Raw genomic sequence first — 21,167 nt, 5'->3', positions numbered from 1 at the left:
GGCCAGCGGGCGCGGGCAGCGTCCCGCGTCACGCTGCGCTCACTCCCAGTTTGGCTCGTCGCGTGGCGGGCTGAACACGTCGATCCCGCGAACGGGCTCGTCGGTCCGATTGGCCGCCTCGTGGGGCTCCTCGGCCGGGACGACGTAGGAGTCGCCGGCACCGACGACCTGTTCCTCACCGTCGACGAGAAACGTGAACGTGCCGCGAGCGACGAAACCGACCTGCTCGTTGGGGTGGCTGTGCTCCGGGACGACCGCGCCCGGCTCGATGTGGAAGTGCTGGACGTTCATCCGCTCGCCGACCGCCAGCGGCGCGATGTGGACGCCGTCGACGACCTCGGTGAACTCGCTGTCGGCGGTGTCACAGACCTGCATAATCGAGGTGAGTAGAGGGCGGCAGGTAAGCCTACCGGGGATGATCAGTGGGGAGGGGCGAGCCGGGACGCGTCGGCGGACTGGAGAACAGTTTTCATGCCGTCGCCTCCAAGGATCGAGTACCACCAAGATGAACGAGCAATCGAAGCGAACGGCCGTCGCACTGGTCTCCGCGCTCGGGCTCGGCGCTGGCGGCTTGCTCCTGGGAGCCCTCCTGGCGAACGTCGCAGCACTCGGGCTGCTTCTGGCCGGATTCGACATCGAGCCGACGAGCGTCGAGTTCCTGATTCTCTCGCTGTTTTTCATTCAAGGCGTCGGCTGTTTCGGCGTGTCGATGCTGTATGTCAACGCCAGACCGTCGCTCGGGCCGAAGCTCAGAGAGCGACTGGGTTTCGAACCCGGATCGACGCCCTTCGACATCGGTTACGGCGTGCCAGACCTGCGCGATTTCGGTGTGATCTTCGGGGGGTACTGTACCGCCTTCGCGGGCGTGTTCGTCGGCCTCCTCGTCCTCTCACAGCTACAGGTCGAGACCGGACAGAACCAGCTCGGCGAGGTCGCGATGGCGAACCCCGGAATCGTCCTCTACCTGATCCCGGTGATGCTGTTCGTCGTCGGCCCCAGCGAGGAGTTGCTCTTCCGTGGCGTCGTCCAGGGTCGCCTCCGGGAGGTCCTCAGTCCAGCGGTCGCGATCCTCCTTGCCAGCGCCGCTTTCGCCGGGATGCACGGGTTCGCACTGGTCGGCGGGTCGACCGTCGGGAACGCGCTCGTGCTGGTCGTGTTGCTGTGGCCGGCGCTGGTGTTTGGCACGAGCTACGAGTACACGGACAACATCGTCGTCCCGGCGGTGATCCACGGCGTCTACAACTCGACGCTCGTCCTGTTCCTGTACATCGGTCTCGTCTACGGCGACGAGATGGCGGCAGCTCCCGAGACGCTGCTGGCCGCCCTGCCGGTGTGACCGCCAGATTCAATCGGCGACCGTCCCAACGGTGAGTATGTACGCCGTCGTGGGGTGTAGCGACTGTTCGGCGCTGTGGATCGTCGAGGGGCGGCCGGCGACGACCCAGTGTCCCCGCTGTGGCACGACCAGAAAGCACGAGAAGCGCCGCAAGTTCGTCGAGACCGACGACGAAGACCACGCTCGCGAGGTCCGGTCGTCGATGCTGGCCAACCGGCAGGACCACGGTGAGGCGTTCGCCGAACTCGATTCGTTTTCCGAGATGGAGGGGCGACTCGACGACGCCGGTCCGAGCGACGAGGCGGTGCTCGAAGCGGCCGGCGTCGACACGGAGGAAGTCGCGGCCGCCGCCGAGCGGTCCGAAGGCGGCGCTGGCGGCGGCCAGAGCCGAACGGAGATCGTCCTGTCGGCGCTGCGCGAGTGCGAAGCGCCCACCGAGGCAGACGTGATCGACTACGCGACCGAGCGCGGCGTCCCGGCCGACTACGTCCGCGACGCACTGGCGAAGCTCCGTCGCCGCGGCGAGGTGACCGAGAGCGGTGGGACCTACCGGCGACTATGAACGTCGCCGGCTACGCCGTCGAGCCGGGCCGGACCGCCGTCGGTGTCCTGGTCGGGACCGCCGGACTGCTCTTTCTCGCCCAGCCGATCACGGGACCGATCGACGTGGGCGGGGTCCCGATCCAGCCGGCGCTGGCCGCTCCGATCGTGCTCGCTGCGGGACTCGCGCTCGGGGCTTTCGTGTTCTACCGGCAGGGCTACGCGCTGTTCGCGGCGGCACACGCGGTCTTCGCCGTCTCGCTGGTCGGCTTCGTCGGGGGCGTCGCGCTGGGGAGCGACCTGCTGCTCGTGGTCGGCGTGGCGGCGCTCGTCGGCGGCGCAGGGTGGCTGGTGACGATCCAGCGACGGGCGTCCTGACCACGGCCCGTTCTCGCTGTTTCGAGACAGTCGCGACCGCTGGACCGCGTCACAGACGAGCCACAGCGTGGCACGCGCTAGCGTGTGTTTCGTGGTAGCTTCAGAGCAGGCTACGCCAGTGCAACCATCTCTCCAGTGCCGCCGACGTAGAGTCGCTCGCCGACCGAGAGGAGCGCGTGGTTGACCTGGCTGTCTCCGACGCCGGCCTCCCACCGCACCGCTCCGGTCGAGCTGTCGAGGGCGACGACGCGCCCGCCGTCGTCATCCGGTCCCGAAAGGTACACCGTCTCGTTGGCGATCACGGGACAGCCCGCGCGAAAGTCGAGGGGCTGTGACCACGCTGTCGCGCCGCTGGCACTGTCGAGTGCGTACACGGTGCCGTGGGACGTTCGAGCGCCCGCTGGACGGGCAAACGTGTATACGCGGCCGGCGTCGGGATCGACTGCCGGCGTGTAGACGTAACTGGCCAGTTCTCGGTGCCACCGCCGTCTGCCGGCGTCGAGATCGTACGCTATCAGCGGAACGGTCGATCGGTCCGTGCCGACGGCTCCCCGGTACAGCGTTCCATCGACGACGGCAGGCCACAGGACGGCGACGCTCTGATGCGGTGGCTGCCAGGACGTGTGAATCGCCGGTGGCTCACCGAGGAGGGCCGTCAACGGCGAACGGTCGGACCGGTAGCAGCGGATTCGGTACGGCGACGAGACGAGTGGCTGCCCCCGGTAGATGCTGACGCCGTGGTCGCCACCGATCGACGCGTGCCACTGGATCGCCCCCGTGTCCGCGTCGAGTCCGTAGAACGAGTCAGTGTTCGTCGCGACGTAGATCGTGCCGCGGTGCTCGACGGCCGAGTACGCTTGTCCGTCCGGGAGCTTCGTTTCGAACAGCTCCCCGCCCGAGTCCGCTTCCAGCGCCCGGAACGTCCGTCCGCCGAGGTACAGCCGCCCAGCGACGTAGTCGAGCGATCCGACACCGTCGAGATCCGCCTCGTGCCACCGTATCACACCGTCCGTCCGAACGGCGTACACGTCACCCGACCCACCCGATCGCAGCGTCAGACAGTACACTGTCGCGTCGGTTGCGACCATCCGAAACACCGTTCCCCGGAGGTCGACGCGCCACTCGCGTTCGGGTGTCTGTCTCGGTGGCACAGCAGTTGGAGTGTGGCGACTGTTTCGAACGCCGCGGTGCTGTGACGGCCACGTCCCCGCCGGAGGTCGTCGATCGGATCGGATCGTCCGCTCCGGACGCCGCGGAGAACGGCAGCCGGCAGTAGCGACCGTTCCGGCGACGACACCCGCACGGAGCAGTGACCGACGGTTGTACTGAGACATGACAGTGATGTTGACTCGGTGACCGTTCGACGGCTACAGCTACACCTGTCAAATATTGCCAACATAAGTGTACTGAATTCGTTCGGCAAGATTAAGGTCGAAGCCACGCCGAACGTATGGCGACACGCAAGACAGCAGGCCGAACACCGGCGTTGTCTGGACGATATCGCTCGAAATCGATCGTTCGAGTGCTGCTATCGGCCGAGATCCTCGTGAGCACTGGAGAGGTGCCGCGAGGAGAGTGCCGCCAACAGGGAGAGTTCGCCGGCCAGCGCCCCGGCGGCGATCACTTCCGCGAGGGCGTCGGCGTTGCTGCCCGCGGGGTCGCCGCCACCGGCGTAGCCCAGCACGTCCAGCCCCTCGGCCTGGGTCGGGAGGCTCGTGCCGCCGCCGACGGTGCCGACCTCCAGCGACGCCAGCGTCACGGAGGCGTACAGCCCGTCCTCGCGGGCGTCGACGGTCGTGATCGCGTTCGCGCCTTCGACGACCTGTGCGGCGTCCTGGCCGGTCGCGAGGAAGGCCGCGGCGACGACGTTTGCCGCGTGGGCGTTGAAGCCGAGCGCCCCGGCCTTGGCCGAGCCCACGAGGTTCTTGCGCGTGTTCGCCTCGGCGATGGCCTCGGTGGTCGTCCCGAGTCGCTCCTCGACCTGTTCGTGGGGGATCAACACGTCCGCGGCGACGGTGCGGCCCCGTCCCTCGACGGCGTTGATCGCGGCGGGCTTCTTGTCCGAACAGAGGTTGCCCGACAGCGCGACCAGCTCGGCGGGCGTCTCGCGCTCGACGATCTCGCAGGCGGCTTCGGTCGCGATCGTCGCCATGTTCATCCCCATGGCGTCTTTGGTGTCGTAGGAAAACCGCAGGAAGACGTTGTCGCCGACGACGTAGGGGGTCACGTCCTGGAGTTCGCCGTGTCCGGTGGTCGCCTCGGCGGCCTCGGCGAGGTCCTCGACGTGTTCGCGCACCCAGGCCGACACCTCGCCGGCCGCGGCCACGTCCTCGACGCGGAAGACCGGCGCGCGGGTCATCCCCGACTTGAGCACGCGAGCGGTCGCACCCCCGGCGCGCCTGATCGTGCTGACGCCGCGGTTGACGCTGGCCACGAGCGCGCCCTCGGTCGTGGCCAGCGGGAGATAGTGCTCGCCGTCGGCGGCGCTCCCGTCGACGGGAAGGGGTCCGACGACGCCCATCGGCAGCTGGGCCGCGCCGATCATGTTCTCGACGTTGGGTTCGGCGTCGGCGGCCTCGAAGGTGTAGTCGCCGATCGATTCGAGGTCGACGCCGGTCTCTTCGGCCAGCAACCGTCGGCGTGCCGTCGCGGCGGTCTCGGCGTCGGCGTGCTCTTCGAGTTCGTAGAGGCGAAGCTCCCCATCGCGGACGCGCGCTGCGAGCTCCTCGGCGTCGGTCATGACCGGATGCTTGCGGGCGACTCCCCTAACAGTTCTGATCCGTCAGGACAGGCGTTCGACCAGTTCGTCGGCGGTGACGGACGCGCCGTCGAGTTCGATCCGGAAGGCCGCGTCACCGCCGGTGCGCTCGAAGGCGGTCAGGTCCCCGGTCACGAGGAAGGTGTCGCCGTAGCCGGGGTTGCCCGTGTACCCCGAGACGGTGACCGTCCCGTCGCCGCTGTCGGTGATCGCGTCGTTGTCCTCGGCGACGAGGTCGTCGGCCACGTCGGCCGCTCGCTCGACCGATCCGTCGACGGTGAACTCGTAGCGCACCTCGCCCCGTTCGGTGGCGACGACGGCGACCTCGTGAGTGGTGGGTTCGTCGCCGCTGCCGTCCTCCCCACCGCCGTCACTGGTACCGTCCGGGGAGCCGCCGACGGCGTCCGTGCTCCCGCCGACGACGCGCCGGTCCATCTCGCGGACGACGTAGTCGCCGTCGCCGCCGGTCTGTCTGATCTCCGTGATCGCGCCGTTGACCACGAACGAGTCGCCGTATCCGGTGTTCCCGGTGAAGCCACTGACCGTCCACGTGCCGTCGTCGTTCCGGCTGACGGTGTCGTTGTCGCCGGCACCGATCCGGTCGTTGATCGTCGTCGGCCGGATCGGTCCGGTCGCGGTCAGCTCGTAGCTCACGTCGCCCTGGCTCGCTCCGACGACCTCGACGCAGCGCTCTTGGGGCGTCTCCGTGCCGAGTGTGGCGGCCTCGGCCACGTCGCTGCAGAGGTAGTGTCGACGGTAGTCCTGGTCGGTTTCGATCTCGATGGCCTCGATCGTCTTGCCCGCGTGCTGGCCGCTCCCCCGGTAGACGTTCGGGACGGCGTCCATGCCGTCGGTGTCGCGGATGCCGGACAGCTCCGGGAAGTCGTCGGTGTCGCCCACTCCGTCCTCGCTGTAGCGCTGCTTCGTCTCGGTCGTCCCGTCGACGAAGTGCAAGCGAACTCGCGAGGTCAGCACCGACGGCACGCCCCCAGAGAGGACGAACTCGCCGACGGGGACGTGGACGCTGGCGGCCGTAAACGTCGTGGCTCTGTGTCGACGCTGGCACGGGTCCGGGTTGTCGACCGTCTGCGTGCCGTTGATCGTGACCGAGTCGACGATCCGTCCCGGCGAGCCGTAGCGGACCGGTTCGCCGTCGTCGAGAGAGACCCCGTTTCTCGACTGGACGGAGCTGCCGTCTTCGAAGGCGACCCGGACGGCGTCGATGCCGGTCGAGTTGGTAACCTCGACGTAGTCACAGCCGATCGCGAACTGGCTGTCGCTTACCTGTGCCGTCGCGGTGCCGGCGACGCCAGCGGTTCCCACGAGCGCGCCCCCGAGTGTCACTCCCAGAAACGCCCGCCGTGTGCTCCCGTCAGACTCGCCGTTCGGTCCGGGATTACCGCCCGAATTGTCTCCCATACCCCTCGTCTCTCTCCGTGGGGCGGTTTGTTATTTGGAGCCAACCGCCGACCGACGATCGGTAAGTCAACCGTACCGAGGCTTTCGGGCCTCCACGCGGCCCGTCGGCTCGGCGGCCGCGCCGATTGTGTGCTAACAAACATCACGATACTACAACGGCGGCTATCGACTCCCAGAATGCCACCGGTCCCGCATATTGAAGGTAAAATCTTTTCAATACGGGGTTCCGTAGGAAGAGACAACAGGGGTAGCCAGCTATGCCAGCAATGGAATCCGCGGAGTTCGAGACTGACCTCAGTCTCTTCAAGTACGACAACCTCGAACAGCTCCCGCCGGAGTATCGGGATCTCGGGGAGGACGAACGGACCGAGCGAATCGAGAGCGCGCTCGACACACTCGGGGACGACGTGGTGATCCTCGGACACAACTACCAGCGCCGGGAGATCGTCGAGCACGCCGACTTCATCGGCGACTCCTACCAGCTGAGCAAGGAGGCAGCCAACGCCGACGCCGACTACGTGATCTTCGGCGGCGTGACGTTCATGGCCGAGTCCGCCGACATCATCACGGACGACGACCAGAGCGTGATCCTCCCGAGCATGGAGGCGTCCTGTCCGATGGCCGGCATGGCAGAGGCTCTCCAGGTCGACGCGGCGTGGGCCGAGTTGACCGCCGAGACCGACGCCAACGTCGTCCCGATCACGTACATGAACAGCTACGCCGACCTGAAGGCCTTCTGTGCCGAGCAGGGCGGGCTGGTCTGTACGTCCTCCAACGCCCACGAGGCCTTCGAGTACGCCTTCGAGCAGGGCGACAAGGTCCTGTTCCTGCCCGACAAGCACCTGGGCGAGAACACGGCCCACCGGCTGGGACTCGAAGACGAGATCGTCGAGTGGGACCCGTGGGACCCCGACTCCAAGGACGCCAGCAAGGCCGTCGAGAACGACATCATCCTCTGGGACGGCTACTGCCAGGTCCACGAGCGGTTCCGCGAGTCCCACATCGAGCAAGTGCGCGAGGAGTACGACGACGCCAACGTCATCGTCCACCCGGAGTGTCGCCGAGAGGTCGTCGAGGCGGCGGACGAGGCTGGCTCCACGGCCCGGATCTGCGAGGTCGTCGAAGAGGCCGACCCCGGCGACACGTGGGCTATCGGCACGGAGATCCACCTGACCCACCACCTCCAGCGGTGGCACCCAGAGGTGAACGTGGTCCCGCTGTGTGGCGAGGCCTGCATGGACTGCAACGCCATGCGACAGATCGACCCGAACTACCTCGCGTGGGTGCTCGAAGAGCTGGTCGAAGGTCGCGAGCGCAACGTTATCGAGGTCGCACCCGAAGAGAAGGAACTCGCTCAGGTCGCGCTCGACCGGATGATAGAGATCTGACATGAGTGGAACAGACCACGAGACGACTGACGTGCTCGTCGTGGGCTCCGGGATTGCCGGCCTCGCCGCGGCACTCGCCGCCGCCCGCCAGGGCGAGAACGTCGTCGTCGCGACAAAGGCAACGCGGCCCGAGGGGGCTTCCTCCTGGTGGGCACAGGGTGGCATCGCCGTCGCCCGCGACCACCCCGAGCAGTTCAAGCAGGACATCCTCGCGGCCTCTGACAACACGGCCGACCCCGACGCGGTCGACGTGCTCGTCGAGAACGCCAACGAGGCAGTCCGTGACGTGCTCGTCGAGACGCTGGACGTGGAATTTGATGTCGAGGGCGAGGACGACCAGCGGGAGTCCTCGGAACGGGCGAACGGGGAGGAACGACCCGTGAGCGAGAACGACGGCGACGGAGACGAGGAGTTCGACTTCGGACGCGAGGCCGCCCACAGCGAGGACCGAATCCTCCACGTCGACGCCGCGACGGGCAAGCACATCCATATCCCGTTCCTGAACTATCTCGACGATCACGAGAACGTGGAGATGCGAGACGACACGGCCGCGCTCGATCTGATCCGCCACGAGGGGCGGGTCCACGGCGCGATGCTCGAATCCGACGGCGAGTACTCGCCCGTCTACGCCGGCGCGACCGTGCTGGCCACCGGCGGTATTGGTGACCTGTTCACCCACTCGACGAATCCGACTGGCTCGACCGGCGACGGCATCGCCATGGCGGCCCTTGCTGGCGCGGACGTCGAGGACATGGAGTTCGTTCAGTTCCACCCGACCGCCTATGCCGCAGAAGACGGGGAAGACGGCTTCCTCCTCAGCGAGGCCGTCCGGGGCGAGGGCGCACTCCTCCGGAACGGCGACGTCTCCGAGTCTTCTGACTCGGAGGCTCGGGAGACGGAGTCTCCCGGTGGCGAGCGATTCATGCCAGACTACCACACGGACGCCGAACTCGCTCCTCGCGACGTGGTCGCGCGTGCGGTCGCCGCCGAGCGCGAGGCGACTGGCACCGTCGTGCTGGACGTGAGCCCGCTGGACTTCGAGAGCGAGTTCCCCGGGCTCGTCGAGAAGTGCGAGGACCGCGGTGTCGACTGGACCGAGGGTATCCCGGTCGCACCCGCCGAACACTTCCTCTGTGGCGGCGTCGCCGTCGACGACCGTGGACAGACGAGCCTCGACCGCCTGTACGCCGTCGGCGAGTGTGCTCGCACCGGCGTCCACGGTGCGAACCGACTGGCCTCGACGAGCCTGCTCGAAGGGCTGGTCTGGGGCCTTCGCGCCGGTGCCGACGCCGCCGGCAACGAGGCCGAGGTCATCGAGGCACCGGACCTGCTGGAGCGAGACCCCGATCTGCCCGAGGACTTCGCCCGCCAGAAGTTCCACCGCCTGCGCCGCGTGACCGAGGAGTACGTCGGCCTCGAACGCGATCCGGCAGACCTGAACCGGGCGCTGGGGGTGCTCCGACGGCTCAAGGGCGAGGTCGACGCCTACGTCCGCACCCGTACCTCCCGGTCGCTGTACGAACTGCGCAACGCCAGCGTGACGGCGCTGCTGGTGACTCGCCACGCACTGGAGAACGACGAGAGCGTCGGCACTCACTACGTGGTGACCGACGACGAAGCGGCCCAGCAGCCCGAAACACAGGCCGACGACTGATGCTCACCGACAGCGACATCGAGCGGTGGCTCCGCGAGGACGTGGGCCATCACGACGTGACCAACGACGTGCCGGGCGAGACGACCGGGCGACTCGTCGCCAAGGAGGCCGGCGTCGTCGCAGGGCTCGACGCCGCCGCAGCCGTCTTCGACTACCTCGACGTAGCCGTGACCGAGCGCGCCGACGACGGTACACTGATCGAGCCGGGCGACGTGGTCCTCCGGGTCGAAGGGCCGGCCCAAGCGGTGCTACGCGGCGAGCGCGTGGCGGTCAACATCACCGGCCACGCCGCCGGCATCGCGACGAAGACCGACGCCGCGGTCGCCGCCGCCCGCGAAGTAGACGAGGACGTGCGGATCGCCGCGACGCGCAAGACCACGCCCGGCCTCCGCGGCGTCGAGAAGCGAGCTGTCGTCGCGGCAGGCGGCGACACCCACCGGCTCGACCTCTCTCATATGGTGATGGTCAAGGACAACCACGTCGCCGAGATGGGCCTCGAAGGCGCGATCGAGCACTTCCGCGAGCGAGCCTCGTTTGCCACCCAACTCGACGTGGAAGTCGAGGAGTCAGCCGACGCTCCGCTGGCCGCCGAGGCCGGCGCAGACATCGTTCTGCTGGACAACATGACGCCCGAAGAAACGAGGGAAGCCGTCGATCTCGTGGCTGAGAGCGACGCCGACGCACTCACCGAGGCCTCGGGCGGGATCACCGTCGAGACGGTCCCCGACTACGCCGCGACCGGCGTCGATGTGCTCTCGATGGGCAGTCTCACTCACTCCGCGCCGACGCTGGATCTGTCCTTTCGGACCGGGTGAGATCGACGCCACGCCGAGCACTGCGGAGCCGACTGGGCCGCCGGCTCCGATCACCCACACACGTTGGGGGGGACCGTTACGCTTATGCGACGTATCGCTGATAGTTCGATCGAGACAGTGGACGCTGGGGACAACGACGAGTAGGGACACATGGCGTCGGAAAACAACGAGACAGCCGCGCTCGCCGACGATCTCCTCCAGCGGCCGCTCTCTGCCGTCTGCGACACGGAGGAGACGGTCCACCACGTCCTGACCAACAGGCGCGTCGGCCTCACCAGAGGCGGCGACGAGACGACGGTGATCGAACCCGGCACCGACTACGGTGCCGTCGCCGCGATCACGGACCGTCGGCTCCTGTTTCTCGTGGGCGTGCCGCCCGGCCACGAGACGGATTTCCGTACGGAAGTCGCCTACGACGACGTCGAGGCCGTCGAGAAACGAACGGAGACCCTGACACAGTCACTCGTCGTCGAGACGGAAAGGGAGCGATTCGAGTTCACCGCGCGCAAGGCACGAGCGGTCGACGAGGCCGTCGACGTGCTGGAGTCGACGCTCGCCGAGCACGTCCTCGATCGGGCCAGCGCCCACCACGAGTCCGCGCGCGAGGCCACTGAGCCCGCCGACAGCGCCACAGAGCTGGAGGCGGCGCTCGACGCGTACCGCCGCGCGGCCACGCTGCTGGGCGACGAGGACGAGCCGGTCAGCGACGCCGAACGGGCGGCCCGCGAGGACGCCGAAGCCGTGCTCGCTCGGCTCGTCGCCGCCCACCGAGAGCACGCGGCGGCGTGTGCAGACGCCGCCGACTGGGAGCTGGCGGCCGACAACGACGAATCGGCCTACGAACTCCTCGTCGACGCGCGCGAGGCCTACGACCGGGCACTCGAACTCGCACGGGCGTACCCGCCCGGCGATCCCGACGCGATCGAACGCGAACGCGCGGCCGTCGTCGAGACGCTGGAGCCGCTGAAGGTGAGATTCGCCGTCGCGAACGCCTGAGCGAACGTCAGCTGTCGCTCGTGAACTCGTCGAAGATCGACGAGAACTCGTAGGGTTCCTGATCGATCTGGCTGCTCTCGTAGAGCGCGCTCCCCTCGCCGTTGTCGCGGACGAGCTCCCAGAACGACAGCCACCGGAGGTTCTTCTCCTGGGCGAAATCGAGCACCGTCTGTGCGTCCTCGGGGTAGAACACGTTCGAGTCCACGTCGTTCTGGCCGATCATCGGCGTCAGGCCGATCGCGTTCCAGCGCTCGGCGGCCGACCGCTCCGGATAGATGTCGGCCAGCTGTCCGTGGACGCTCTCGGCGGCGTCGACGACGGTCTCGCCGTTCAGTTCGAACGCCGAGCCGTAGTTCATCGTCATGAGGTTCACGGCGTCGAGTTCGACGCCGCGCTGGGCCGCGTCTTCGAGCACGAACAGCACGTCGTTGCTCGATTGCTCGGGGAGCCCGCTGGGCATCACCGGCAGCGTGTACGAGATCGACAGCTCCGGGTACTCCTCCTGGAGCAGAGCGAGTGCCTCGTTCCGACGCTCGATGACTTCCGGATTGTCCCGGATGTGTTGTTCCTCGTCGAAGTCGATGAACTGCGCGTCGAGCCGATCGACGACGGTCGCGTACTTCTCTTTGAGCGTGCTCGCGCTCGTCACCGCCTCCGCGAGGTACGTGCCACTGAGACCGCCAAAGGAGACGACGACCTCGCCGCCGTGGTCGGCCCTGAGATCGGCGATCTGGCCCTGCATGTCGAGGCGTGCTCCGCTCTCGCCGACGATCAGGTTCGAGTCGCCGGCCCACGCCGGCTCGCCCCCGGCGGAGTTGACGAACGCGAGCGTGAAGTACTTCGTTCCGGCGTTCGAGACCGCGTCGGTGAGCGCCTGCTGGTCGTCCAGTGCCACGTCGACGAACGGGGCGAAGACGTTCTCCGGGATCGCGCCCGGTGTGCCCGTGCCCCCGTCTGAATCGTCGCTGTCGTCGTCACCGCTGCCGTCGTCCCCACCGCCACCGTCTGCGGGACCGACTTCGTCCCACGGTCCACCGGCGTCGGGCTCGTCTCCCCGAGTCCACCACTGGGCCTCGTAGATCGTCCCCTCGTAGACGACCCGATCGCCGCCGGTGTACGTGGTGCCGGCGTCCCAGGCCGGATAGTCGGTCTCCCCACTGCCACCGTCCGTGCCGTCGTCGCTCCCGTCGTCGCTACCTCCGTCACTCCCCCCGTCGGAGCCACCGTCCGAAGAGTCGACGACGGTCCACGGTCCCCACTGGGTGCTACCGGGTTCGTCGCCCTGTGTCCACCACTGGGCCTCGTAGATCGTCCCCTCGTAGACGACCCGGTCACCCTCCGTGTAGGTCGCGCTCGCATCCCACGTCGGGTACTCTTGCTGTGCCGATGCCGCGCCGACGCCCGTGAGCCCCACGAGCGCCGACAGTGATCGTACGTACGTCCGTCGTCGCATATGTGATCCCTCGACGGCCGGGACGGCAGTACGACGGCGACACCGATCGGGCAGCTGCCAGTGCCCCCAACATCCGGACACCCCGATGGCCGCGACCGTAGCGGACGCCCGACCGCGACAGTACTGTGGTGTTTCGCCGGCTAAAAATTAATCATTTATAGTGTGCATTTCTGTCGAACAGCGCGGAAACGCGCGGCGACGGCCACCGATCGTGCGTCGATACGAAACGCCGAGCCGATCGACGACGGCTTCGGACGGCCGATCGGTGCCCTCACTCGACCAGCGGTTCGCCGGTCATCGCGTCGGGTCGGTCGATCCCCAGCAGCGACAGCATCGTCGGCGCGAGGTCCGCGAGCGTCCCGCCGTCGCGGGCCTCTCGGCCCGCCGCCGTCCCGTCGGGGCCGAGATAGACGAACGGGACGGGATTGAGCGTGTGGGCCGTGTGTGGATCCTCGGCGGTTCCCATGTCGTCGGCGTTGCCGTGGTCGGCACAGACGAGGACGTGACCGCCGGCCTCGGTGATCGCCTCGACCATGCGCCCGAGCTGCTCGTCGACGGCCTCGACGGCCGCGGTGGCGGCCTCGAAGTCGCCGGTGTGGCCCACCATGTCGGCGTTGGCGTAGTTACAGACCATCGCGTCCGGATCGTCGTCCTCGATGACCGCGATGGCGGTGTCGGTGACTTCGGGTGCGCTCATCTCCGGTTGCTGGTCGTAGGTCGGCACGTCCGGGCTCTCGACGATCCGGCGGATCTCGCCGTCGAACTCGACCTCGCGGCCGCCGTTGAGGAAGTAGGTGACGTGGGCGTACTTCTCGGTCTCGGCCAGGCGAAGCTGCGTGTGGCCGGTCTCGGCCAGCACCTCTCCGAGCACGTCCTCGGGCTGGTTGGGCGGGTAGGCCACCGGGAGATCGAAGGTCGCGTCGTACTGGGTCATGGTGACCAGCCGGATCTCCGGCGGTTCCGTGTCGCCGCCCCAGTCCTCGGGGCGAACGTCGCCCAGCATGCGCGTGAGCTGACGCGCGCGGTCCGAGCGGAAGTTGAAGAAGATCACGGCATCGCCGTCGTCGAGGGCCGGCCGGTCCCGCTCACCGCGCCGGCGTTCGCTCTCCGGGGCCCGTCGGGCATCGCCCTCGACCAGCGTCGGCTCGACGAACTCGTCGGTGTCGCCGCGGTCGTAGGAGCCGGTGACCGCCTCGACCGCCGTGTCGGCGCTGTGGTCGGCCTCGCGCGAGACGATGGCGTCGTAGGCCCGGCGGGTGCGCTCCCAGTTCTGGTCTCGGTCCATCGCGTAGTAGCGCCCGGCGACGGTGGCGACGTGGCCCGTGCCACGCTCCTCGGCGTGGGCTGCCAGGTCGGCGAGATACTCCTCGCCGCCGGTCGGCGAGGTGTCCCGGCCGTCGGTGAAGGCGTGGGTGACCGCCTCGACGCCGCGGTCGGCGGCGAGGTCGATCAGCGCGTGGAGGTGCTTCTGGTAGGAGTGGACGCCGCCGTCGGAGACCAGCCCCATGAAGTGGACCGCGCCGTCGTTGGCCTCGGCGTAGTCGAAGGCCGATTCCAGGCGGTCGTTCTCGAAGAAGGTGCCGTCTGCGATCCCGTCGGTGACGCGAGCCGAGTCCTGCGTGACGACGCGGCCGGCCCCGATGTTGAGGTGGCCGACCTCGGAGTTGCCCATCTGGCCCTCGGGGAGACCGACGCGACGCCCGTGGGTTTCGAGCGTGCTGTCGGCACCGATCTCGCGGTATCGGTCGACGTTGGGCGTGTCAGCCGCGGCGACCGCGTCCCGGGTGTCCGTGTCGGGGTTCAGTCCCCAGCCGTCCAGAATGACGAGTCCGACTTCCATATCCGGTCGGTGGCGGGGCCGCCCTAAGATACTGTCGGGTGTCGGTGGCGCTCACGCCGCGGGTTCCCACGTTTCGAGCGTGTACCCGTCGTACGGCGTCTCGTCGACGAGTGTCCACGCCTCGCGGTCGAACGCCGGGAACGTCGCGTCGCCCTCGTACTCGCCGTCGACGCGGCTCAGCAACATCCGGTCGTACCGTGGCAGGAACGCCTCGTAGACTCCGGCACCGCCCAGCACGTACAGCACCGGATCGCCGCGCTCGCGGGCGAGATCGATCGCCGCGTCCACGCTCGCCGCGTGAGTCGCCGTCTCGGCCTCGAAGGAGCGCTCGCTCCGACTCAACACGAGCTGTCGCGCGCCGGGCAGTTCCTCGAACATCTCGAAGGTCTTGCGGCCGAGCACGACGGTGTCGTCGGCGACTCGCTCGCGGTAGCGCCGGGACTCGTGGGGGAGGTGCCAGGGCAGTTCGTCACCGCTGCCGATGACGCCGTTTTCGCCGACCGCCGCGACTGCGATGATCTCCATACGCGACCGTTCGGCCGCCGGCTACTACTCTCCACCGCCGCGGATCCCCTCCGAACGCGACCCAGCGCCCGCTCGGACGCCGCGGCCGCGTGGCGGTGCTTTATCTCTCTGCGGTCGCACCCACCGGCATGGACGTACTCGTCATCGGCGGCACCGGACTGATCAGCACGGGCGTCTCGCGCCAGCTCGTCGAGGCCGGCCACGACGTGACCTGTTTCACTCGCGGGGAGACCGACGCCGAGTTGCCGGACGCGGTGTCGTTCGTCCACGGGGACCGCGACGACGACGCCGCCCTGAAACGCGCTCGCGACGCGGTCGAGCCCGACTGCGTGATCGACATGGTCTGTTTCGCCCCCGCACAGGCCGAGGCCGCCGTCGAGATCTTCGCGGGGATCGAGCAGTACGTCTTCTGCTCGACGGTCGACGTGTACCACCGCCCGCTGGCGACCAACCCCGTCACGGAAGACGCCGCCCGCGAGCCGGCCGTCAGCGAGTACGGCGCGGACAAGGCCGCCTGCGAGGACCGCTTCCTGGCCGCCCACGACGAGGGCGCGTTCGCCGCCACCGTGCTCCGCCCGTGGAGCACCTACGGCGAGGGCGGGCCGGTGCTGCACACGCTCGGCGTCGGCACCTACTACGTCGACCGGATCCGGAAGGGCAAGCCGATCGTCGTCCACGGCGACGGCCAGTCGCTGTGGGGACCGTGCTACCGCGACGACGTGGCCGCGGCGTTCGTCGCCGCCGTCGGCAACGGAGACGCCTACGGCGAATGCTACCACGTCACCAGCGAGGAGGTGATCACCTGGAACCAGTACCACCGGACCGTCGCCGACGCGCTGGACGCTCCCGAGCCAGAACTGGTCCACATCCCCACTGACGCGCTCGTCGAGGCCGCCCCGGACCGCACGGCGATGCTGCTCGATCACTTCCAGTTCTCGACGGTCTTCGACAACAGCAAGGCGAGACGGGACCTGGACTTCGAGTACACCGTCACCTTCGAGGAAGGGGTTGGTCGTACCGTCGAGCGACTCGACGCCGAGGACCGGATCGAACCATGGGACAGCGAGACCGACGACGCGCTGATCGACGCGTGGCGCGACGCCACCGCCGACTTTCGGGCCTCGTTCGAACGGTCGTGACGACCGTCCGTGTCAGTCGACGATCGCGGACGCCCACTCCGACAGCGACACGAACGAGAGGCGATCGCGGAGGAGGAACCACGGACTCGCCAGCACCGCCCCGAGCGCGTTGGCGTAGGCGTCTCCCAGCCCGAAGTAGCGGTTCGGCAGGAACGACTGCCAGATCTCGATGCCGACGCCGTAGGCCACGGTGATCCCGAGGACGAACACCGCGAGCCGACCGGTCGACCACCGCCAGGTGCTCGTGGCGTACGCCAGTGTCCCACCGAAGGCGGCGTACGCGAGGAAGTGACGCCACTTGTCCAGCGGGAGGAAATCGAAGGGCCTGACGACCGGCTCTACCGGCGGCGCGACGACCACCGAGAGCGTGAAGATCACACCGCCCACCACGGCGACGGCGAGCCACCGGAGCCGCGACGGCAACAGCGGGACGCGAAGGTCGTTCATTGGCTACGTTGCCGACAGAGAGGGCTAAAAGCGATGTGGTCGCGGGCGACGGGCTCGCGGCGACGAGGCGTCTTCCTAGGCGTTCGTCCTGTACAGGCTGCCGTCGTCGTCGTAGCGGGCCTCGAAGATCCGGTCGAACTGATCGTCGGAGATGGTCACGTCGATCGCCCCGAGGTTCTCGTCGAGCTGGTCGACGGTCCGCGCGCCGACGATCGGGACGCAGTCGAAGTCCGGCTGGTCCATTAGCCACCGCAGAGCGACCTGTGCCGGCGAGGCGTCGACCTCCTCGGCGACGGCTCGGACCTCGTCGAGGACGTGCCAGCCCCGTTCCGAGACGTAGAAATCGAGGAAGCGATCGTCGAACTGGGCGCGGGTGTCTTCGGGCGCGTCCAGCTCGTAAGTCCCGTCGCCCGCACGCTCGTACTTGCCAGTGAGGAAGCCACCGGCCAGTGGCGAGTACGGACAGACCGCGAGATTCTGGTCGGCACACACGTCGAGGTACTCGGCCACGTCCTCGTAGTAGGCGGCGTGAAAGAGGGGCTGCGTGACGGTAAAGGCCTCGTAGTTGTTCACGTCCGCCTTCCACAGTCCCTTTGTGAGCTTCCAGGCGTCGGCCGTCGACAGGCCGACGTTGTGGACTTTCCCCTCGCTGACGAGGTCGTCGACGGCGCGCAGCGTCTGCTCGATCGGCGTGTCGTCGTCGAACCGATGCAGGTAGAGAACATCGAGGTAGTCGGTGCCCAGCCGGTCGAGCGATCCCTCGACCTCCGCGCGGACGTTCTTCTTCGAGAGGTTCTCCTGAAAGCGCGAGACCGTCGACCAGAAGCACTTCGAGGCGATGACGTAGTCCTCGCGGTCCCGGTCTTCGAGCCACTCGCCGATCCACCGCTCGGAGTCCCCGCCGCCGTAGCCGTTGGCGGTGTCGATGAAGTTGCCGCCGCGCTCTGCGAAGGCGTCGAGCAGCTCGTGGGCGTCCTCGCGGTCCGTCTCGACGACGCCGCTGTCCTCGTGTTCCTTGCCGAAGCGCCACGTCCCGAGACAGATCGGCGATACCTGCAGTCCCGTGGTACCGAGTCGTCGGTAGTGCATACGGTCGGGTGTGAGAGCGCGAGCCGGATAACTGGGTGGGTCGGCCAGCAGTTCAGTCCAAGAACAAGTTCCTGACGTCAAGACAGAACGAGGGCTGCAACTCATATCACCAGCAGCTTTTTGCAAACTCTGCTGCAAGAGACAGTTATGAGTCTCACAGCAGAGGATTTCCGTGATTTCTTGATAACGGATCCTGATGACGACGAGACAGACCCACTCGGGGATGCACTCGACGAGTTAGCCGTCGATGTCGAGGTCGACGCTGTCGAAGCCGTTCGTGACGTGCGCGAACAGCTATGACGGTTCTGTTCGACACGAACGTGCTCGTTGCAGCAGTGACAGCCGATACCGACCGTTCCGACGAAGCGATCGAATTGCTCAATCAAGCAGACGACCCCCACGTTTCCGTGTTGAGTCTCATGGAACTCCGCAGTGTGCTAACGAAAAAGAAGCAGTTCGAACGAGAGCGAATCGAGCAGATCGAGCAACGCATCTCGTCTCGGACAACAGTCACCTTTCCCGACGCGTCAGATATGATAGCAGCCAACCGGCTTCAGTCCGAGACCCTGCTGTATCCGATGGACGCGATGATACTCGCGGCCGCGGATGCGATCGACGCAACACTCGTCTCGTTCGATAGTGAGCTAGTTGAACACGGTGCGAAGCTGCCGACTGATGTCCTTTGAACAGTAAGCCCCCATCGAGTTTGAACGATTCCTCGCGAGCCTGGAACTTCTCGAGGAGTTCCGCCTGCAGGCCGAGGGCCGGTCGGTTCTCCTCGACCGCACCGTGAAACCACGACATCGGCGAGCGGACAGTTCAGGTTGCGAGGCGCTCGCAGAGTTGTGACCCGAGACGGCGACGACGGAACTGACGGCCGATCCGTCGAAATCCACTCGATGAAGTACTAAATCGACGCGAAACCGGAGCCACGACGCGGATTCGCGGCGGCGCTAGAATCTGGCGTCGTCGAGTTCGTCCAGCAGCGCCGGGCGGTTCGAGTGGCTCTCTCGCAGCCGGGCGACGAACGCGGCCAGTTCCTCGTCGAAGGCCAGCTGTGACATCTCACGGAGGTGGCCGATCACCGCCCGGTAGTGGTCTCGCCCGGTGTCGTCGGCCAGATGCGACGCCAGTACCTCTCGGTAGGTCTCGAAGTACGCCTCGGGATCAAGATCGGCGAGGTCTGTCTGGTACTGACGAAGGAGTTCGGGATCCTCGCCGTCGAGCACGCGCGACAGGGCTTTCTCGCGTTCCCCCTCGCGGATGTAGAGGTCGATCAGCCGGTCGGCGTCGAGTCGTCCGAGTTGCGAGACGAGCCCGTGGAAGACTGACTCCCACTCGTCGTCGGGACAGGCGCTCACGAGTTCGTCGTAGGCCTCCCAGTCCGCAAAGCGGACGAACATCGTCTGCAGGAGGTCGCGGTAGCGCTCGTCGTCGCGATCACGGTAGCAATCGGCCGCGAAGCGATGGAGTTCCCGTGAGTGGCCGAACCGATCGAGTCCGCATTCGAGCGCCGCTGGGGCGCGTTCGTCGCTGCCGTCCGCGAGGAGCGCCTCGACGTATCGGCAACAGAGCGTCGGGGTCTCGGTTGCGACCGGTTCGAGCACAGCGCGGAGTGCCTCGTTCTCGTCGAGTTCCGACAGCACCCAAGCGTAGGTCGAGACCACCGTCTGTGCCTCGGCCGAGAGTCCCGTCTGGGAGTGCTGGCTGTCGCCTGCAGTCGCGCCCCCCGCCTCCGTCGACGCGAGCTTTGTCGCGAGCGTCTCGCCGACGAAATCGGATACGTCGAGCGGGCTCTCGGAGAGACGGTCGATGTCGAGCACACCACCGGTGAGCAGATCGGCGTCGAGGCGGTCCCGGGTCGGGTCCGGGAGGCCACCCTCGTCGCCCTCACTGGTTTCCGTTTCGTCCATGCGTTTGTCGCCTTCCGCCACAGGCGAGGGGAGGTGTGGCTCCAGCAGCGAACGGAGGTGTTCGAGGTCCGCGGTCGTCTCACAGATCGACCGGAGCGCGTCGTCGTAGTACTCCATGACGAAGGCGTATTCAGTCGCCTCGTACTGCTCGAAGAGAGTGTCGAGGAACTCGCGTCGCCGCTCGGCGTCGGACTCCATCTCGTTGATGCAGTCGACGGCTACGTCCATCGCGCGCTCGATCTGGCCCGCGTAGTGGCCGCCGCTGTCGTCGATCCGGTCGAGGTTCTGCTGGATTCCCTCGGCGAGCGCTCGATAGATCGTCAGCGCTCGCTCGTGGTCGCCGTGCTCCCGATAGGTGTCCGCGCGGTCGTAGTACTGGCGGAAGTCGAGTTGCGTGTCGTACGCGACGATCCCGCGGCGATCCGTGGCCTGCTCGAACTTCCGGTCGATCTCACGCCGATAGTCTGCGACGCTCTTCTCGGCCGGCGTCCCGACGGCGACCAGAAACTGCTCTCGACGGTCGGAGTCCTCGGCGAGCACGTCGCGCAGGAACGCCCGCATCGTCTCCGGGTCAGCCTCGTCGACAGCTCGTTCGACGGCATGCCGTGTCGATCGATCGTCAACCGCGACGCCTGATGTCAACATTTCGTGATCTGGCACTCCAAAATCGTGTTCCGCATGTTCATCGAACAGTTCTGCCGACTGTTCAATCACAGTCAGTAACACCGCGACGACGTGCTTGCACTCGCCGGCGTGGTCGTACGGGCACGAACACTGCGGGTCGAACCCCTCGACTGACAGGTCGACGGCCGTTCGGTAGTCGTGGCTTCCCCTGACCGTCGCCTCCGCCTCGGTACCTGTGACGGTGAGGTCGCGCACTCGACCGTCCTCGACGTACTCGACGCCGCGCTGGAATGACTGTGCGGTGCAGATGCTCCTGATGGCATCGCGGGTCGGTGTCAGGTCGCGGGAGTCGGGATCAAGTTCGGAATCGGGATCGGAGCGGGTCATGACTCTTCAAGGAATTGTGCTTCAGGCGGAAGACGTTCGTCGATTGCCGTGACACCTCGCTCTTCGACCGCTTCGAGGAAGCCGATCGCCGTCTCCTCGGGATCGACGGGTCCCCAGCCGTGGTGTGTCCCCCAGAAGCGCGTGGCCCAGACGAGATCGCCGTCGACGACGATCCCGACGTTGCCGACGAGGTCCTCGGGGCCGTCGTAGCAACTCGACGGTGGCTCGCCCAGTCCCTGCTGTAGCGCCGGATTGTACGTGAAATCGTCCCACGCTTCCGCAAGCGTGCGGTGTTCGACGGTCCCCGAGAAGTCCTCGGGTGGTGCTCTCTGTGGCTCGACCTGTACGATCTCGACTGCGATCGCGTGTCGATCAGCGATCGATTCGAGGAGTTCGACCGTCTGACGGTGGTCAACGTCGGTGTCGGCTTCGGCGTAGTAGCGCAGGTGCATTGGTTCGAAGTTGA

Annotated in this window: 21 protein-coding genes; 10 read left to right on the top strand and 11 right to left on the bottom strand. The window is 67.2% G+C overall.

Features of this window, described 5'->3' with window-relative positions:
- Positions 1 to 39 precede the first annotated feature (39 nt).
- The gene (locus HMUK_RS07165; protein WP_015762464.1) at positions 40 to 375 is read right to left on the bottom strand and encodes a cupin domain-containing protein; all 336 of its coding nucleotides are present in this window, start codon (positions 373 to 375) and stop codon (positions 40 to 42) included.
- Between the two features lie 130 nt (positions 376 to 505).
- On the opposite strand from HMUK_RS07165, the gene HMUK_RS07160 reads away from it, so the two are divergent.
- Genes HMUK_RS07160 through HMUK_RS07150 form a run of 3 tightly spaced genes read left to right on the top strand, consistent with a single transcriptional unit; the run spans position 506 to position 2,254 of the window.
- Positions 506 to 1,336 (top strand): CPBP family intramembrane glutamic endopeptidase, encoded by an 831-nt coding sequence (locus HMUK_RS07160; RefSeq protein ID WP_015762463.1) that lies wholly within the window; start codon positions 506 to 508, stop codon positions 1,334 to 1,336.
- Positions 1,337 to 1,373: 37 nt separating this feature from the next.
- Positions 1,374 to 1,898: a DUF5817 domain-containing protein gene (locus HMUK_RS07155; protein ID WP_015762462.1), complete on the top strand. Its 525-nt coding sequence runs from the start codon at positions 1,374 to 1,376 to the stop codon at positions 1,896 to 1,898.
- Entirely contained in the window at positions 1,895 to 2,254 is a 360-nt protein-coding gene (locus HMUK_RS07150) for a hypothetical protein (protein ID WP_015762461.1), read from the top strand. The genes HMUK_RS07155 and HMUK_RS07150 overlap by 4 nt, the downstream gene beginning before the upstream one ends.
- A gap of 110 nt (positions 2,255 to 2,364) precedes the next feature.
- Here the strand turns inward: HMUK_RS07150 and HMUK_RS07145 are convergent, their stop codons facing one another.
- The 3 genes from HMUK_RS07145 to HMUK_RS07135 form a co-directional block, all read right to left on the bottom strand.
- The gene (locus HMUK_RS07145) at positions 2,365 to 3,405 is read right to left on the bottom strand and encodes an outer membrane protein assembly factor BamB family protein (RefSeq protein WP_126967185.1); all 1,041 of its coding nucleotides are present in this window, start codon (positions 3,403 to 3,405) and stop codon (positions 2,365 to 2,367) included.
- 377 nt (positions 3,406 to 3,782) lie between these two features.
- Positions 3,783 to 4,994: a hydroxymethylglutaryl-CoA reductase (NADPH) gene (hmgA, locus tag HMUK_RS07140; protein WP_015762459.1), complete on the bottom strand. Its 1,212-nt coding sequence runs from the start codon at positions 4,992 to 4,994 to the stop codon at positions 3,783 to 3,785.
- 42 nt (positions 4,995 to 5,036) lie between these two features.
- Positions 5,037 to 6,431, bottom strand: a complete 1,395-nt coding sequence (locus tag HMUK_RS07135) for a hypothetical protein (RefSeq protein ID WP_015762458.1) — start codon at positions 6,429 to 6,431, stop codon at positions 5,037 to 5,039.
- A gap of 257 nt (positions 6,432 to 6,688) precedes the next feature.
- Between HMUK_RS07135 and nadA the strand changes: the two genes are divergently transcribed.
- The 4 genes from nadA (at position 6,689) to HMUK_RS07115 (ending at position 11,284) form a co-directional block, all read left to right on the top strand.
- The gene (gene nadA / locus HMUK_RS07130; protein WP_049940772.1) at positions 6,689 to 7,819 is read left to right on the top strand and encodes a quinolinate synthase NadA; all 1,131 of its coding nucleotides are present in this window, start codon (positions 6,689 to 6,691) and stop codon (positions 7,817 to 7,819) included.
- A 1-nt stretch (position 7,820) separates the two neighbouring features.
- Positions 7,821 to 9,473: an L-aspartate oxidase gene (locus tag HMUK_RS07125; protein WP_015762456.1), complete on the top strand. Its 1,653-nt coding sequence runs from the start codon at positions 7,821 to 7,823 to the stop codon at positions 9,471 to 9,473.
- Positions 9,473 to 10,288, top strand: coding sequence for a carboxylating nicotinate-nucleotide diphosphorylase (gene nadC / locus HMUK_RS07120; protein ID WP_015762455.1), 816 nt, complete (start codon positions 9,473 to 9,475; stop codon positions 10,286 to 10,288). The genes HMUK_RS07125 and nadC overlap by 1 nt, the downstream gene beginning before the upstream one ends.
- A gap of 150 nt (positions 10,289 to 10,438) precedes the next feature.
- Positions 10,439 to 11,284, top strand: coding sequence for a PH domain-containing protein (locus HMUK_RS07115; protein WP_015762454.1), 846 nt, complete (start codon positions 10,439 to 10,441; stop codon positions 11,282 to 11,284).
- A gap of 7 nt (positions 11,285 to 11,291) precedes the next feature.
- Here the strand turns inward: HMUK_RS07115 and HMUK_RS07110 are convergent, their stop codons facing one another.
- From HMUK_RS07110 to HMUK_RS07100, 3 genes are all read right to left on the bottom strand, one after another.
- A complete protein-coding gene (locus HMUK_RS07110; RefSeq protein WP_015762453.1) occupies positions 11,292 to 12,737 on the bottom strand; it encodes a carbohydrate-binding protein in 1,446 nt (481 codons plus the stop codon).
- Positions 12,738 to 13,008: 271 nt separating this feature from the next.
- Positions 13,009 to 14,577 (bottom strand): 2,3-bisphosphoglycerate-independent phosphoglycerate mutase, encoded by a 1,569-nt coding sequence (gene gpmI, locus HMUK_RS07105; RefSeq protein ID WP_015762452.1) that lies wholly within the window; start codon positions 14,575 to 14,577, stop codon positions 13,009 to 13,011.
- A 51-nt stretch (positions 14,578 to 14,628) separates the two neighbouring features.
- Positions 14,629 to 15,102 (bottom strand): dihydrofolate reductase, encoded by a 474-nt coding sequence (locus tag HMUK_RS07100; RefSeq protein WP_015762451.1) that lies wholly within the window; start codon positions 15,100 to 15,102, stop codon positions 14,629 to 14,631.
- A gap of 128 nt (positions 15,103 to 15,230) precedes the next feature.
- Between HMUK_RS07100 and HMUK_RS07095 the strand changes: the two genes are divergently transcribed.
- Positions 15,231 to 16,241 carry an NAD-dependent epimerase/dehydratase family protein gene (locus HMUK_RS07095; RefSeq protein WP_015762450.1) on the top strand — a complete coding sequence of 337 codons (1,011 nt, stop codon included), beginning with the start codon at positions 15,231 to 15,233 and terminating at the stop codon, positions 16,239 to 16,241.
- 12 nt (positions 16,242 to 16,253) lie between these two features.
- Here HMUK_RS07095 and HMUK_RS07090 read toward each other — a convergent pair whose 3' ends face one another.
- Both HMUK_RS07090 and HMUK_RS07085 read right to left on the bottom strand, forming a co-directional pair.
- Positions 16,254 to 16,688, bottom strand: coding sequence for a VanZ family protein (locus HMUK_RS07090; protein ID WP_015762449.1), 435 nt, complete (start codon positions 16,686 to 16,688; stop codon positions 16,254 to 16,256).
- Between the two features lie 75 nt (positions 16,689 to 16,763).
- Complete coding sequence (locus HMUK_RS07085) at positions 16,764 to 17,777, bottom strand: aldo/keto reductase (RefSeq protein WP_015762448.1); 1,014 nt, start codon at positions 17,775 to 17,777, stop codon at positions 16,764 to 16,766.
- Between the two features lie 147 nt (positions 17,778 to 17,924).
- Here HMUK_RS07085 and HMUK_RS17550 point away from each other — a divergent pair, with 147 nt between their 5' ends.
- Positions 17,925 to 18,077, top strand: a complete 153-nt coding sequence (locus HMUK_RS17550; protein ID WP_015762447.1) for a hypothetical protein — start codon at positions 17,925 to 17,927, stop codon at positions 18,075 to 18,077.
- A complete protein-coding gene (locus HMUK_RS07080; RefSeq protein WP_015762446.1) occupies positions 18,074 to 18,463 on the top strand; it encodes a type II toxin-antitoxin system VapC family toxin in 390 nt (129 codons plus the stop codon). The genes HMUK_RS17550 and HMUK_RS07080 overlap by 4 nt, the downstream gene beginning before the upstream one ends.
- Before the next feature lie 267 nt (positions 18,464 to 18,730).
- On the opposite strand, the gene HMUK_RS07075 is transcribed toward HMUK_RS07080, so the two are convergent.
- Positions 18,731 to 20,701, bottom strand: a complete 1,971-nt coding sequence (locus HMUK_RS07075; protein ID WP_015762445.1) for an SWIM zinc finger family protein — start codon at positions 20,699 to 20,701, stop codon at positions 18,731 to 18,733.
- On the bottom strand, positions 20,698 to 21,153 hold the full coding sequence (locus tag HMUK_RS17795) for a hypothetical protein (protein WP_015762444.1): 456 nt from the start codon (positions 21,151 to 21,153) through the stop codon (positions 20,698 to 20,700). The genes HMUK_RS07075 and HMUK_RS17795 overlap by 4 nt, the downstream gene beginning before the upstream one ends.
- Between the last annotated feature and the right edge of the window lie 14 nt (positions 21,154 to 21,167).

Source organism: Halomicrobium mukohataei DSM 12286 (genome assembly GCF_000023965.1).
GTDB lineage: Archaea > Halobacteriota > Halobacteria > Halobacteriales > Haloarculaceae > Halomicrobium > Halomicrobium mukohataei.
The sequence above is the reverse complement of the archived record's forward strand: the minus strand, read 5'-3'. Positions and strand labels throughout refer to the sequence as shown.

Bases quoted from the DNA above. Each gene is read 5' to 3' on its own strand.
- HMUK_RS07095 (WP_015762450.1), top strand. From the start codon at position 15,231: ATGGACGTACTCGTCATCGGCGGCACCGGACTGATCAGCACGGGCGTC.
- HMUK_RS07100 (WP_015762451.1), bottom strand. From the start codon at position 15,102: ATGGAGATCATCGCAGTCGCGGCGGTCGGCGAAAACGGCGTCATCGGC.
- HMUK_RS17550 (WP_015762447.1), top strand. From the start codon at position 17,925: ATGAGTCTCACAGCAGAGGATTTCCGTGATTTCTTGATAACGGATCCT.
- HMUK_RS07085 (WP_015762448.1), bottom strand. From the start codon at position 17,777: ATGCACTACCGACGACTCGGTACCACGGGACTGCAGGTATCGCCGATC.
- HMUK_RS07125 (WP_015762456.1), top strand. From the start codon at position 7,821: ATGAGTGGAACAGACCACGAGACGACTGACGTGCTCGTCGTGGGCTCC.
- HMUK_RS07080 (WP_015762446.1), top strand. From the start codon at position 18,074: ATGACGGTTCTGTTCGACACGAACGTGCTCGTTGCAGCAGTGACAGCC.
- nadC (WP_015762455.1), top strand. From the start codon at position 9,473: ATGCTCACCGACAGCGACATCGAGCGGTGGCTCCGCGAGGACGTGGGC.
- nadA (WP_049940772.1), top strand. From the start codon at position 6,689: ATGCCAGCAATGGAATCCGCGGAGTTCGAGACTGACCTCAGTCTCTTC.
- HMUK_RS07150 (WP_015762461.1), top strand. From the start codon at position 1,895: ATGAACGTCGCCGGCTACGCCGTCGAGCCGGGCCGGACCGCCGTCGGT.
- HMUK_RS07165 (WP_015762464.1), bottom strand. From the start codon at position 375: ATGCAGGTCTGTGACACCGCCGACAGCGAGTTCACCGAGGTCGTCGAC.
- HMUK_RS17795 (WP_015762444.1), bottom strand. From the start codon at position 21,153: ATGCACCTGCGCTACTACGCCGAAGCCGACACCGACGTTGACCACCGT.
- HMUK_RS07110 (WP_015762453.1), bottom strand. From the start codon at position 12,737: ATGCGACGACGGACGTACGTACGATCACTGTCGGCGCTCGTGGGGCTC.
- HMUK_RS07155 (WP_015762462.1), top strand. From the start codon at position 1,374: ATGTACGCCGTCGTGGGGTGTAGCGACTGTTCGGCGCTGTGGATCGTC.
- HMUK_RS07075 (WP_015762445.1), bottom strand. From the start codon at position 20,701: ATGACCCGCTCCGATCCCGATTCCGAACTTGATCCCGACTCCCGCGAC.
- gpmI (WP_015762452.1), bottom strand. From the start codon at position 14,577: ATGGAAGTCGGACTCGTCATTCTGGACGGCTGGGGACTGAACCCCGAC.
- HMUK_RS07160 (WP_015762463.1), top strand. From the start codon at position 506: ATGAACGAGCAATCGAAGCGAACGGCCGTCGCACTGGTCTCCGCGCTC.
- HMUK_RS07090 (WP_015762449.1), bottom strand. From the start codon at position 16,688: ATGAACGACCTTCGCGTCCCGCTGTTGCCGTCGCGGCTCCGGTGGCTC.
- HMUK_RS07115 (WP_015762454.1), top strand. From the start codon at position 10,439: ATGGCGTCGGAAAACAACGAGACAGCCGCGCTCGCCGACGATCTCCTC.
- HMUK_RS07135 (WP_015762458.1), bottom strand. From the start codon at position 6,431: ATGGGAGACAATTCGGGCGGTAATCCCGGACCGAACGGCGAGTCTGAC.
- hmgA (WP_015762459.1), bottom strand. From the start codon at position 4,994: ATGACCGACGCCGAGGAGCTCGCAGCGCGCGTCCGCGATGGGGAGCTT.